Annotated in this window: 10 protein-coding genes; 8 read left to right on the top strand and 2 right to left on the bottom strand. The window is 49.2% G+C overall.

Going from position 1 to position 14,330, the window contains the following annotated elements:
* The first annotated feature begins 223 nt into the window (after positions 1-223).
* The 8 genes from J2Z65_RS18725 (at position 224) to helD (ending at position 9,016) form a co-directional block, all read left to right on the top strand.
* Positions 224-517, top strand: coding sequence for a hypothetical protein (locus J2Z65_RS18725; protein ID WP_167052751.1), 294 nt, complete (start codon positions 224-226; stop codon positions 515-517).
* 120 nt (positions 518-637) lie between these two features.
* Positions 638-1,633, top strand: a complete 996-nt coding sequence (gene uvsE / locus J2Z65_RS18720) for a UV DNA damage repair endonuclease UvsE (protein WP_167052749.1) — start codon at positions 638-640, stop codon at positions 1,631-1,633.
* A 101-nt stretch (positions 1,634-1,734) separates the two neighbouring features.
* The gene (gene fabI / locus J2Z65_RS18715) at positions 1,735-2,505 is read left to right on the top strand and encodes an enoyl-ACP reductase FabI (protein WP_167052747.1); all 771 of its coding nucleotides are present in this window, start codon (positions 1,735-1,737) and stop codon (positions 2,503-2,505) included.
* A gap of 214 nt (positions 2,506-2,719) precedes the next feature.
* Positions 2,720-3,580: an inositol monophosphatase family protein gene (locus J2Z65_RS18710; RefSeq protein ID WP_167052745.1), complete on the top strand. Its 861-nt coding sequence runs from the start codon at positions 2,720-2,722 to the stop codon at positions 3,578-3,580.
* Between the two features lie 218 nt (positions 3,581-3,798).
* Positions 3,799-4,776 (top strand): sugar kinase, encoded by a 978-nt coding sequence (locus tag J2Z65_RS18705; protein ID WP_167052743.1) that lies wholly within the window; start codon positions 3,799-3,801, stop codon positions 4,774-4,776.
* Between the two features lie 32 nt (positions 4,777-4,808).
* A complete protein-coding gene (locus J2Z65_RS18700; protein WP_167052741.1) occupies positions 4,809-5,471 on the top strand; it encodes a bifunctional 2-keto-4-hydroxyglutarate aldolase/2-keto-3-deoxy-6-phosphogluconate aldolase in 663 nt (220 codons plus the stop codon).
* Between the two features lie 4 nt (positions 5,472-5,475).
* Entirely contained in the window at positions 5,476-6,357 is an 882-nt protein-coding gene (locus J2Z65_RS18695) for a DinB family protein (protein WP_167052739.1), read from the top strand.
* Between the two features lie 247 nt (positions 6,358-6,604).
* Entirely contained in the window at positions 6,605-9,016 is a 2,412-nt protein-coding gene (gene helD, locus J2Z65_RS18690) for an RNA polymerase recycling motor HelD (protein WP_167052737.1), read from the top strand.
* A 208-nt stretch (positions 9,017-9,224) separates the two neighbouring features.
* Here the strand turns inward: helD and J2Z65_RS35335 are convergent, their stop codons facing one another.
* Positions 9,225-9,350, bottom strand: a complete 126-nt coding sequence (locus J2Z65_RS35335) for a DUF6254 family protein (protein ID WP_240159482.1) — start codon at positions 9,348-9,350, stop codon at positions 9,225-9,227.
* 153 nt (positions 9,351-9,503) lie between these two features.
* Positions 9,504-14,054: a glutamate synthase-related protein gene (locus J2Z65_RS18685; protein ID WP_240159481.1), complete on the bottom strand. Its 4,551-nt coding sequence runs from the start codon at positions 14,052-14,054 to the stop codon at positions 9,504-9,506.
* Between the last annotated feature and the right edge of the window lie 276 nt (positions 14,055-14,330).

Here is a 14,330-nt window from a genome sequence, read left to right as displayed (position 1 = left end):
CAGCCAAGGACTGATAAAGCTCTTTGCTTGGGATGTTTTTCACAGAAGCCCACCCAAGCCCCTAAGCCCAGCATACCTATCGCATAGCACAGAAAGTGACCTAACGGAGTATCCTCCGCTAGCTTTTCTTCTGCGAAGGTACTATAAGAAGTTAGTACTTATTTTCCGGAACCTTCACAGCTACAATGAACTTTGTAGACTTCTCAGCGAAGGGATGAATCCGATGAAATTTACCGCCTATTGGCTTTTTAATATCGTGCTCGGGATACCGACACCGTTCGTGATGATTTATTTGATTTTCGGCTTCTATGGTTTCATGGCCCCCTCAACGACCCATGAAAAATACATGGCTGCCGGAGCTTTGCTCGTGTACCTGATTGTCTGGCTATTCGGCAATCTGCTGATCCTGCGAAAAGAAGACCGAGCCACTAGACTCGGCATGCTGGCTCTGAGCCCTCTGCCCATAGCCATAACTGCATATTGCAGTTTTAAAATCATAGCGGCACTTTCGTCCTAGCAGCTCTCTGATAGGCGCACTCTGTTAAGGAGGGAACGAAGAAAAAGATGAATGTACCATAGGTCTTACGGGTAACCTAATCCTGGATTTTTACCTTAACATCTTGGAGGTTACAACTGCATGATTATTCGCCTTGGGTATGTGGCGATGTCGACGGTCGTCAAAAATGCCTCACCGTCCAAAACAATGACGGCCACGAGCTTCAGCAAGCTGCTGGACCGGGAGGCTGCTATCCGGAAGCTGGAACGCCTGGGTGCGGAAAATTTGCATAATACGTTGAGATTGCTGCGGCATAACCGGGCTCACGATATTATGGTGTTCCGCTTCTCTTCCAGATTCATTCCCCTCATCGGGCATGAGATGTTAGGAGACTGGGATCCCATCCCGGTGCTTTCAGCTGAATTCGAAGAGCTTGGCACCTATGCCAAGCAGGCAGGCATGCGCGTAAGCTTTCATCCGGATCATTTCACCGTTCTGAGTACGCCCAAGGCGGATGTTCTGCAGAAATCCGTGCTGGATCTGGAGCGGCATAATGCGATGCTGAATGCGATGGGGCTTAGTGGCGAGGAAGCCAAATGCAACATCCATGTAGGCGGTTCCTATGGGGATAAGAAGAAAGCGGCAAAGCGATTTATTCAGAATTTTGCCGCGCTGCGCCCGGAGATTCAAAGGCGGATTACCCTAGAGAATGACGATAAAACATTCAACGCACAGGAGACGCTCGACATCGCTGAAGCGGTTGGGGTTCCTATGGTTTTGGATGTTCATCATCATGCGGTGAATAACGAGGGCGAGGATGCTTCGGAGCTGTGGCCGCGCATCCAGCAAACGTGGCAAAGACCGGATTCAGAGCAGCAGGTGCAACAACCCGAAGAGAGGCTTCCACCCAAAATTCACGTTTCAAGTCCCAAAAGCGAAACAGAACCGAGAAGCCACGCCGACTACGTGGAGGTAGGCCCCCTTCTTACCTTTCTTCGCGCCATAGCGCCAATTACTCCTAGGCTTGATATTATGATTGAAGCCAAAATGAAGGATGAGGCGTTATTTCGCTTGATGGAGGATTTTAAGCTCCAAGAGGGCGTGACCATACTCGATCAAGCCTCGATCCAGCTGTAGCGATTCAGATTTATTTCTTGAATTGTTTGGCAAAATGGGGTACTTTGGAGAATGGGTATGAATGACGCATAATCCAATGTTGAGAGGGGTTTTTAACGGCCATGAGTCAACTGTTAGAAGGAAAAAATATACTTGTCATGGGTGTTGCCAATGATCGCAGCATCGCATGGGCTATTGCACAATCTTTAGCGGCACAAGGAGCAAATTTGGTGTTTACGTTTGAAAATGAGCGTGTTGAGGAGCGCGTGCGCAAGCTTGCTGATACGATTCCCGGCTCAACGCTTATGCCTTGTAACGTAACGGTAGATGCTGAAATCGACACGTTAGCTGAGACGCTAAAAGAGAAGTTCGGTGTCGTCCATGGCCTTGTACATAGTATTGCTTTTGCAAGAACGGAAGAATTGGACGGGTTGTTCGTCGACACATCGCGTGATGGCTTTGCCTTAGCGCATGACATCAGCGCTTACTCGCTCGTTGCGGTTTCCAAGCGCATTTACCCGCTAATGACAGAAGGCGGAAGCATTATGACAATGACATACCTTGGCGCTGAGCGTGCAATGAAAAACTACAACGTCATGGGCGTTGCCAAAGCTGCATTGGAAGCTTCCGTGCGCTATTTGGCGGCTGACCTCGGCCAATTTGGCATTCGCGTAAACGGAATTTCCGCTGGCCCAATCCGTACCTTGGCTGCCAAAGGCATCAAGGATTTCAACTCGATTCTTCGTCAAGTAGAAGAAAAGGCTCCGCTGCGCAAAACAACCGAAACAGCTGAAGTAGGCGACACAGCGATGTTCTTAATGAGCAACCTGTCCCGAGGCATCACTGGTGAAGTTATTTATGTTGACGGCGGCTATCACATCGTAGGAATTTAAGTGACTATCATGTCTTTATAGCAACATAAATCCGTATTGCCCAATCGGCAGTGCGGATTTTTTTATTGTAAATATTTGAAAATCTCTGATTCTTTTTAAGAAAATGTATAAATGTACGAATATTTTGGGATGAAACGCACTAGTATTTAAAACGTATAATTTACTATACTTAACTTACTTCTAGATCTAAATAAAAAAGAAAGAGTTGATATAAGTGGTAAATGGTGGGGCGGAGCCGTTCGTCGTCGGCAGTAAAAGTTTTACGGCAGTGGCTATTAATACGGCAGCCAAGGCTGGACAATGGATCAAGACCAAAATGGGGGATATCAACCGCATTGATACAAAATTTTCCCCGCAGGATCTAGTGACCGAAGTGGATAAAGGCTCGGAAAAACTTATCCGCAACTTGATCATGACACATTTCCCCGATCATTCCATTCTCGGTGAAGAAGGGGTAGAGCCGGGGCCGGAAGCATCGGCCAAAGCGCTTCAAGCCATGAGCGAAGAAGAATACCTCTGGATCGTGGATCCTATTGATGGAACAACCAATTTTGTTCATGGGTTCCCTTTCTTCTCAGTTTCGATTGCCCTCGCGCACAAAGGCGAGATTATTGTCGGGGTTGTTTACGACCCATCTCGTGATGAGCTGTTCGTTGCGGAGAAGGGGAAAGGCGCTTACATGCACGGCAAAAAGACAGTCGTATCACTGGATGGACAGCTGTCGGGAAGTCTGGTTGCCACGGGTCTTCCAGCAGACCGCAACGGAGCATTGCCGATTAACCTGAAAGGAATTCATGCGCTATCTCCCAAAGTGCGCAACCTAAGGATCGCAGGCTCAGCTGCGCTTCACTTGGCTTATGTGGCTGCAGGTCGACTTAGCGGTTTCTGGGAAATAGGTTTGAATGCTTGGGATATTGCAGCAGGGGCTTTGTTGATTCAAGAGTCAGGCGGTAAAGTAACCGACACGGAAGGCAGAGAATACAATTTGGCGGTTCGCAATGTGCTGGCCACTAACGGCCAAATCCATGATGAACTGAGACAGGAACTGGTCAAGGCGGAAGCAACCGGATTTTAGCTGAGACTTAATGAAGAACAAACCTGAGACATTAGTCTGAGGTTTTTTTCTTAATGCTGATCGCGTGGATCGAAAAGAAAGACGATCTGTCAGAAGGACGCACTTGGCAGATTCTAATCTTACTATCTGGTACATTTGGTCGTAATACACTATAATATGAAGTATATATATCATTTAAACGTTTCAACTAACGATCAGGAAATGGATGGAGAGTTAATATGACGACGAACACACAATCTCAATCGGTTACCGGACCTGACATTATTACCTTTGGAGAAACGATGGCGCTTCTTATGCCTTCAAACGGGAAAGGGCTGGAGTACTCGTCAGAGCTTCACAGCTTGTTTGGCGGCGCGGAAAGCAACGTAGCTATCGGTATTTCCCGGCTCGGAGGGAAGGTAGGCTGGTTTGGGCGTTTAGGCAAGGACCCTATGGGTCGTCTAATTTTCAAAAAAATTCGCGGTGAAGGCGTCGATGTTTCCCGTGCTGAATTAACGGCTGAAGCTCCGACAGGGCTTATGATGCGCGAAGTGGTCATGGGCAAAACCTCCGTGTACTATTACCGCAAGAACTCAGCGGCTAGCCGGATGAGCGCAAAGCATTTGGACGAGGATTATATCGCTGGGGCAAAAATTCTGCATATTACCGGCATCACGCCGGCTTTGAGCGAGTCTTGCAAAGAAGCTGCGTTTGAAGCCGTTCGCATGGCCCGCAAGCATGGCGTCAAAGTCAGTTTCGATCCTAATCTGCGGTTGAAACTTTGGAGTATAGAGGAAGCGCGTCCTGTGCTGCTTGAGCTTGCCAAGCTGTCTGACATTTTCTTGCCAGGCTTAGATGAGTTGAAGCTGCTCTACCAGACGGAAGACTGGGAAGTGATTGTTAGCAAGCTGCGTGAGTTGTCCGCTGTCTCCATCGTCAAAGGTGGGGAGAACGAAACCTACGTCGTAACGCAGGATTCGATTACCGCAGTTCCTTATTTCAAAGCGGAGCATGTGGTGGACACGGTTGGCGCAGGCGATGGCTTTTGTGCGGGATTTTTGGTAGGCTTGTCCAAAGAGTACGACTATGCGGAAGCGGTGCGTATCGGTAATCTGGTGGGCTCCCTGATCGTGCAAACCGAAGGAGATTGGGAAGGTGCGCCAACTTGGGAACAAGTAGACGCAATTCTTAATGATGTTAAACATATAGAACGCTAAATGCATGCTTATATAAGAAGGAGAAGATTCCGTTGAAAAAATTGAAACTGGTTCAGCAAATATCAAATGAAGGCGTCGTTGCCGTACTGCGTGGCGAAACGCCGGAAGAAGTCGTTGAAATGGCGGACCAAGCCATTGCAGGAGGCATTAAAGTCATCGAAGTCACGATGACCGTGCCGTTCGCTCTGCGCGCCATCGAGGAGTTGGCGAAGCGCTACTCGAGCACTACGCAGGACGCGTCCAAGTACGCGATTATCGGGGTGGGCACAGCCCTAGACCCGGAGACAGCGCGTGCCGCGATCCTGAGCGGGGCCGAGTTCGTCGTCGGCCCATCGCTTAACCCGAACACGGTTGCGCTCTGCAACCGTTACCGTGTACCTGTCATGCCGGGCTGCATGACGATTCAAGAGATTCAGACGGCGCTGGAGCTTGGCGTCGATATCGTGAAGCTCTTCCCGGGCAATCTCTATTCGCCGGCGATGATTAAGGCCATTAAAGGTCCGCTGCCGCAGGCGAACATTATGCCAACCGGCGGAGTTTCGCTGAGCAATCTCGGCGAATGGATTGGGGCTGGCGCGGTTGCCGTCGGCATCGGTTCCGATTTGACCAGCGAAGCGGTCAAAACCGGCAATTACAGCCTTGTCGCGAAGAGGGCTGCGCAATATATCGAGGCCTATCAAGCGGCTAAGAAGTAAAACGATGGAACATAGCGGGGCGAGGCTGCTTTTGCAGGTAGATGATCTTCAGGCATCGATTGCCTTTTATACGAAACAGCTGGGCTGGGAGCTGCTCGAAAGAGCAGCCTCCGGTCCTGTTGCGCTGCTGCGAATCATTATAGACTATGACGTTGTGTTGATACAGCGCAATCCGTCTACTCAGCTTGTGCCGAAAGAGCTGGAGGCGCACCTGTCTCGTTGGCTGCAGCCCAAGTACTCCTCACCTAAAGCAGGTGATCTTATTTACGTTGGCGTATCCTCGGTTAACGCTGTGGAGCAAAACTTGCAAGCCAAGGACTGCAAAGGGCTGCGAAAAGAAGAGAACCCTGGTCATCTTCATAAGCTTTTTGTTCCTGACATCGATGGATATACGTTTGTGTACTGGGAGGAGTTAACCGCAACCAATGCTGAGATTATAGAAATGTATGCGGCAGGGGCTGACGAATTAGAAAGTGCAATAGCCGGGTTGACGGAGAATCAGCTGAGCTTAGCGCAAGTTCCAGGCAAATGGTCGATTCGTGAGCAGGTTCTGCACTTGATCGACTTGGAATTGGTCACGATTCATAAAGTGAAGTTCGCATTGGCAGAGCCCGGCCGTGCCTATCAAGGCAATGGTTTTTCACAGGATGATTGGAGCGTAGGGCTGGATTACCACAATCGGCCGATTCATGCAGAAGTACAGCTCTTCCGGGCTTTGCGCCAACATATCCTTGGACTGTGCGGGCATTTGCCGGATGCACTCGAAAGGACCGTTATCACGAAGGACCGTGAAGAGTCCGTAGCGAAATTGTTGAAAATGATGGCAGGCCACGCAAAGCATCATATCCGAGCCGTACAGCTCATTCGGGAGCAGCGTGGTTGTTGATAGCTGCCAGACCCAACCAAGAAACCGCAATGAGAAATCAACACCCATACTCAAGGTGTAAAAGAACGCAAGAAAACCCCGGTCAAAAAGACCTGGGGTTTTTATTGATTTTAGGCTCATTAATTGATAAAATAAAGAATGATTCAAATAAATGGGATAAATAAACATTATTATCCTAATTTAATTATAGCATCAAAACAACCCCCATGTCAAATCGTAATAAAATGGTAAGAAAAGAGGCGTTGCAATGAGTCTGACAGATCAAGCTTGGGCAACAGAAGAGCAAAGAGTGCAGGAAGTAACAGCGAAGATGTCCGTCAAAATGACAGAGTTGGAAGAGCAGGTTGGCTTGGTTCAATCTGACGTTGTGGAGATTCGCAAACACTACTGGGACGAAGTCACGATGGATATGAGTACGGCGGAAGATGCGGTGGAATCCATTGCGAGCATGAGGCAGCAAACTGAAGTGCTGTCAGAGCGGGAACGAACGCATCGGCAAGCAGCCAAAGCTTTGGGCAAGCTGAGAAGGCTCGTCGATTCTCCTTATTTTGGCCGTATTGATTTCATCGAACGCGGTGAGCGGACAGAAGAGGCTGTCTACTTGGGCATTGCATCTTTTCTGGATGAGGAAGAAGGTCAGTATCTTGTCTACGACTGGAGAGCTCCCATTTCCAGCTTGTACTACGATTTTGCGCCGGGAGAAGTAGCATTTGCTACACCGAATGGCACCGTGGAAGGGCAAATGGTTCTGAAGCGTCAATATGTGATTCGTGACCGTCATATTCACTTCATGTTTGACACCGGTGTGACCATCGGTGATGAATTGCTGAAGCAGGTGCTCAGTCGTAGTTCAGATGCTCAAATGAAGACGATCGTAGCGACCATCCAAAAAGAGCAAAACCGAATCATTCGCAACGATAGCGCCCATATGCTAATTGTGCAGGGTGCCGCTGGCAGCGGTAAAACGTCTGCCGCTCTTCAAAGAGTCGCGTACCTCCTGTATAAACATCGGGATAAGCTGAGCTCCGATCAGATGGTTCTGTTTTCGCCAAATCCGCTTTTTAATCATTATGTGTCCACGGTGCTGCCTGAGTTAGGTGAAGAAAATATGCAGCAGACGACCTACCAAGCTTATCTGGAGCATCGTTTGGGCGAGATGTTTGAGGTGGAGGATTCTTTCGCGCAACTGGAATATATCTTGACGAGTGGCAGCACTTCTAGCGTGTCCGAAGGAACGCCTGTAACTGAAGAGGCTTATAAGGCACGTCTGAGCGGAATTTACTATAAGTCTTCAACTGCTTTTCTTACCGTTATCGAGGCTTATATAAAGCATATGGAACGTACAGGGATGTTATTTAACCCCATTAAATTCCGGGAAAAAGAAGTGCTTAGCGCGGCGCAATTGGCGGAACGCTTTTATAGCTATGATACTTCCATACGGCTGCCGAATCGCCTGGTCCTGATGAAAGAGTGGATGCTGGAGCAGCTTGAACGCTTTGCGGAGCTTGAAATAGAAGAAGCCTGGGTCGACGAGGAGATTGAACTCCTCAGCAGCGAAGACTATCATCGTACGTATTTACGGCTGCTTAAAATGGAAGGTGGCTTAGGAGCTTCTTTTGACGATTTTGATCAAGAAAGGCTGCTCCTTGCTCGGCTTGTTATGAAGGAACACTTAAAACCTGTTCGAATTGCGGTGAAGCAGTTTAAGTTTGTGGATCTGACTGGTCTTTATGGGCAATTGTTTCGCGATGAGCAAGAAGCGGGAGCGGGAGGGCTGATAACGGAGAAGCCATCCTATTGGTCTGAAATCTGCTGGCGGACGGAGGAGCAGCTGGCGCAAGCCAAACTGCCGTACGAGGACGCCACGCCGTTCCTTTATTTGATGGAAGCAGTCTGCGGCTTCCAGACGAACGGCGCCGTGCGCCACGTCATTATCGACGAGGCGCAGGACTATTCTCCGTTTCAGTTGGCTTATCTGAAACGGCTGTTCCCGCGCTGCCGCATGACAGCGCTCGGAGATCTGGGCCAGGCGATATATTCGCACGCTTCCGCGTACAGCGAAATTGATCCGATCGCCGCTCTGTATGGGCCGGAACAAACGGAAGTCATCCGTTTGTTCCGCAGTTACCGCTCCACGCGCGAGATCGTGGAGTTCACCCGCGGCATCGTGCCCGGCGGTGATGCCATAGAGCCCTTCACCCGCGCCGGCGCTTTGCCGCGGGTGGTTAAAGCCAGCGATCGCGGATCGCTGCATAGCCACTTGGCAGCCGAAGTGAAGCGGCTGCTGGGCGAAGGCTATGCCTCCATCGCGATCATTACCAAAACCGCGAGCGAAAGCGAGCTCGCGCATCAAGCCCTTACGCCCCTGCTGGAGGTACCGCTGGGGCGCATTACCAAACATAGCCCGACCTTTGAGTCGGGCGTGCTCGTCATCCCTTCGTATCTTGCGAAGGGGGTGGAATTCGATGCCGTACTCATTTATGATGGTTCCCATCATCAGTACGGCCATGAGAATGAGCGCAAGCTGTTTTACACCGCTTGCACCCGGGCCATGCACGAATTGTGCATCTTCGCGCTTGGGGACCCATGTCACTTCATCACAAGTCAGCCGCAGGATACTTATGTGCTTACGGACAGTGCTAAGGATGCATTTAATTAGGACGGGAGGCACTATCGCCATATCCCCAAGAGTCAGGAGATTATCGTTGAAGTGTCCTAAAGCTCCCTAAAGCAAGCTCCCTAAGTGAAAGGGATAGTGCCGATAGCCACCGCGAACTCAAAGAACCCGGTACCGCGTATCCTAGGATGCGCGGTAAACCGGGTTACTTTGAGTTGGTCCCTCTTTTGACGTTGGAGGGGGTGGTGCGCTATTTGTTGTGTTCCGCGTCGTACTCACTGGCGAATTCGGCCAGTGACTTCACCTTACCATGTGGATGTCTAGCTTGTTTGCGGCTTTTCCATGCAGCTTCTTCGCGGCGTTTCGATTGGCTCATAGCACAAAACCTCCTATGGTATGCGGATGGGTGTTGCACTAATAAAGTGTGATTTGCGCGCCTCTTTTATGCAAGGTATCGATGGTTTTTCTGGTATTATGCCACAGAAAAAGCTCCACAAGACCATATAGGTCCTGTGGAGCTTTCGTTTATCTATTCCGTAGCAACGGATTGGTCAGCTTGCATGTTGACCGGGGAGATACGGATGAAGTTAGCTTCAAGATTGCTTAGCAGACCGTCAATTTTGGCTGCTGCATCCGATTGGCCGGAGTTAGCAAGCTCTGTGCGGTAAGCTGTGAGCAATTCTGTAAGATCTTTCTTGCTTTGTACACCGACTGGCTCAAGTTTAACTTTAGCGCCTTTGGCGATACGACGTTCGATTGCTGCTTGATCTAGACCCATTTCCGGTACAAGACGTTGGTAGATAACGCCACCTGTCATACCTGCACAAATCCATGGACCCGGATCGCCCATCACAACAGCACGGCCGTTTGTCATGTACTCGAATGCGAAACCTTTGAGGTTCGCACGAGCTGCCAATCCGCCAAGCTCATCTTGAAGAGGCGTAGTGATTTCGCCTCCGAATACAACGTCTGCACCGGAGAAACGGATACAAGCACGTGTATCTGCGCTGCCTTGAATCAAGAACAAGCCTTTTTGTGCGCCGTAACCGAATGATTTACCAACGCTACCATTGATGAAGGTGTTGTTTTTGCCAAGTGACTTCACGATGGCCACTTTACCGCCGAACGCCATTTTACCAAGACCATCCTCAGCACCACCTTGAACAGTAATGTCAACGCCGCGGGCATTGAAAGCACCTAAGCCGTTACCTGGAACAGATCCGTCAACGAGGTTCAGAGCGATAGCTGGCAATTCATCGTAGCTGCCGTCGAAACGGTCTCTTACGCGATGGCTGGAGTAACGAGTTCCGAGAATACGGGACTCTGCATCCACTTTGGACCAGTTACGAACGATTGGAGCATCAAATGCCAAGGATTCAGGGAAGAATTCGAGACCTTCTGCACCAGCCGCAATACGGATATCAGAGGATACTGCTGCTTCTTCCATTGCTCTTTCAGCATCAGAAACGAACTGAAGCGGAGCCGGACGAAGAATGTCAGACAGATCAATGCGATCCAAGTGGCTGATTTGCTCAAGCAGGTCAGAACGGCCTACAAGATCCTGCAAGCTAGTAAATCCAAGGGAAGCAACAACTTCACGCACTTCTTCGCCAATACCGCCGAACAAACGAACCAAGCTGTCTACAGCTACGTCAAATTGTCGAGGAACGAAACGGCGAAGACCTTTCTCTTCAGCTTCTTCCATGGAATCGATTTGTGTTGCGATACCTACGTGGCAAGTGTCTAAGTGACAGCCGCGACATGTTGTACAACCGATCGATTGCATTGCGATACTACCGAAGCCTGCGCGGTTTGCACCGAGCATAACCATTTTAACAACGTCAGCTCCTGATTTCAGACCGCCATCGGACCACAGCTCAACGCGGTGACGAAGACCAGCTTCAATCAAAGCAACGTGAGCAAGCTTAGTACCGATTTCAGTAGGAAGACCTACGTGAGTCAAGGAGTGAATACGAGCCGCACCTGTACCGCCGTCAAAACCGGAAAGGGTAATAACGTCAGCGCCTGCTTTGGCTACACCAACCGCAATTGTACCGATACCAGGAACAACTGGGATTTTTACGATAATTTTCGCTTTACGACCGCTAGCTTCTTTCAACTCGGAAATGATTTGGGCCAAATCCTCGATCGAATAAATATCATGGTTATTCGATGGGGAGATCAGGTCGGAGCCGATTGTTGCGTTACGAGCTGCTGCGATTTTGGCAGTAACTTTGGAGCCTGGCAAGTGACCGCCTTCACCCGGTTTAGCACCTTGACCGATTTTGATCTCAAGGAACGCTACCGCGTTAGCCAGTTCTACGTTAACACCGAAACGTCCGGATGCGACTTGCGCACCGCGCGTTTTTTTGTAACGGCCGAGCATATCTTTAATCTCTCCGCCCTCACCATTCATGGTAACCATGTTCAGGCGTTCGCCGGCTTCAGCGTAGGCACGGAAAGCTGTTTCGTTCTGTGAACCGAAGGACATGGAGGAAATCAGCATAGGCAAGGAATGATCGCCAATGGAGATATCAACCTTCGATGGATCCAACGGTTTGCGTCCTTCGCCCAGTGCTTTCTCAACATTGAATCCAGCAATGTGACGAATGGAAATCGGGTTCTTCTTCTCTTCTTCACGCAGTTTGTCGCGGTAGTCGCCATAAGAAGCAGCTCCTGAAGCGGCATCGCCTAATGCTTTCCACATGCGTTGGAAGAAACGGAAGTTTTTCGCAGCCTTCGCCTTCGGATTAGTGAAATCGTTATAACGAGCTTCAGCTTCAACTTCAAGTTGAGCGAAACCAGTTCCGGCTTTTTCACTGCCAAGGTAGTTCACGATATCAAGCACCTCAGCTACTTCCGGATGGAAGCCGATGGAGGAGAAGAAACGTGTATAACCGCGAAGCTCATGCGTACCGATTGTGGAGATAACTTTCTCCAGACCTTTGGTTAGAGCTGCATACACTTTGCGTGCTGCTGCCGCGCTGCCTTCTTTATCAGAAGCTGTGGAGAACAACAGGTAAGGCGAGATGACGTCAGCACCAAGACCACAAGCAACAGCGATATCATGCAGATTGCGAATAGCAGCAGAACGAAGGACTAATGTAACGTGACGGCGCAGGTTATCGCCGAAAGTAAGCTTTTCTGCACGAAGCGCGATATCGATTTTGGAAACGGCTAAGTGAGGCTCAAGCCACAGACGATCGTTTTGGTGAGCGCCCGCATCGTCGAGAACGATGAGTGCAGCACCAGCACGAGCAGCGGCTATAGCATCAGCAGCCAAAGCATCCAAACCGGCGCTCAGCGATGTTCCTCTTGCGAAAGTCGCGGAAAGCACGGCTACAGCATTGTCACCTTGTGCACGGAACAAAGCAACTAATTGCTCAAAGGAAGGTTGGGACAGATGCTCTTCACTGTCTACGCCATTCGTACCTTCAAGAACAAGCGGAGCCAGAAGCTCAAGACGCAGGTTTCCATCAACCTGTGAGTAAACTGGAGTGCGCGCACCTGCAATAACACGAGTCGAGAAATGCTCCATTTCACGGTCACGGTCAATCGCCGGGTTAGTAACTACCGCAACGCTCTCTTTAATGAAATCCGGCACGTTTTGACGTTCCCAGGCAATTGCTGCATGAGGTGAATCGTGACCCAAGGAGCGAATTGGTTCTGCGCCTGTCTCAGACATCGTCTCGATGTGCGAGATGCCGTCGCGATCCCAACCAAACGCACTGTACAATTGATCAGTTGCTACAACATTTTCGTTAAGCTCAGCTTGTGTGTCTGTTTTCACAGGATTCAGATATTTGCGAAGTCCGCTAATATTCAGACGTTTGCTTGCGCGCTCGTACACAAGAGTTTGTACTTCATGGTAAGGAATAACTTGAACGTGTTCTCCTGGTGTCAGCACAACGCCGACTTTCTCGCCTGGTGCGATAGGTTTCGGATCGGCAACCATTTCGCCTACCGTAATAACACCTTGTTCTGAAGAGAAGTAAAGGGAAGAATCGCTCTCAACCATCCAAACCGGACGAAGACCAAGCGCATCAACGCTGAAAATACATTCGTTACCGTAACGAGAAACGATACCTGCAGGACCTTGTGCAAAGTGACCCCAAACTTGGCGGTAGTATACATATAGATCTTGAAGTTCCGGACGGAATTGCTTCATTTCATTAATAATAGGAGGGAAAACCATTTCCATGGCTTCAAATAGGGACAATCCAAAACGGTGAATGAACGTTTCAATCGTTCTGTTCATGTCTTGGGAGTCAGATCCGCCGCTAACAAGCGGTACGCCGACCATGTCTGCTTCGATACGAAGTTTCTTAACTGTATTGATTTCACCATTGTGCCCAAGCAGGGAGAACGGTTGAACGCGGAAAAAGCTGGATAGTGTGTTGGTGGAATAACGGTTGTGACCGATAGTAACTTGGGAAGCGAAAAGCGGATCGCGTGTATCGTTGAAATACTTAGGCAGAATGCTTGCCGCACCCAATACCTTATAAGCAGAAGTTACATTACTTAGAGTTGCAACGTGAACGTTGTAACGGTCTTCAATAGCAATATGCAGTTCAAAAAGGTGATCAGCCACTTGGCCTTCCGTTTTGTTGCTGATTGCAGCGATTTGCCAGAAAGTCGGCTCATCGTTTAATCCGTTAGGACCAAGAACATTGCTATCGACTTGGTTTTCTTGCTCGAGAATGATGGATACGTCGTGGGCAGCAAATAGCTCACGGATGCCATTCTGAATCTCGGTAACGGTCAGGTCAAGTTTGCGTGGAACAAAGATGTGTCCAACAGAAAAACGGTTGTCATAGGCAAGCTTGCCATCCAGGCCAGCATCCGTTAGTTTCTTTTCCCAAAGAGCACGTGGAATGTCAGTTAAAATACCGCAACCGTCGCCTTCGCCGTTAATAAATCCTGAGCGATGTTCCATTTTTACAAGGGCATCAATCGTTTTTTGGATGTTTTCACGGGTAGGATGACCGTTCTTTTCAATAATACAAATAATACCGCAGCTGTCGTGTTCGGTTCCTAGTAGATCTTGAAAACGGCCTTCATTACGCATAATTTCATTCATTGCTCAGGTCAGTCGCCTGACCGTCACCTCCCATACATATTTAAACTCCTCTTCCTACTTACGCTTCTTGCATTTTGGCTTAATGAGCCCGCAACTCTTAGCATTTTCAATGGATGACCGGAAAGTGGTCAAAAACGAAATATGCGAGATTCTGAATAAAAATGCAATTTAACTGAATAGCATGCCAATTTCGAGGAAATGGCTCCCTTGAATTCAGTCAAGAATCGACCCGTTATAAAGTAAGGCGTCGCATACAAAAAACGAACGTGAATTTGT

The sequence above is a fragment of the Paenibacillus aceris genome (assembly GCF_017874035.1).
Classification (GTDB): Bacteria; Bacillota; Bacilli; order Paenibacillales; family NBRC-103111; genus Paenibacillus_E; species Paenibacillus_E aceris.
The sequence above is the reverse complement of the archived record's forward strand: the minus strand, read 5'-3'. Positions and strand labels throughout refer to the sequence as shown.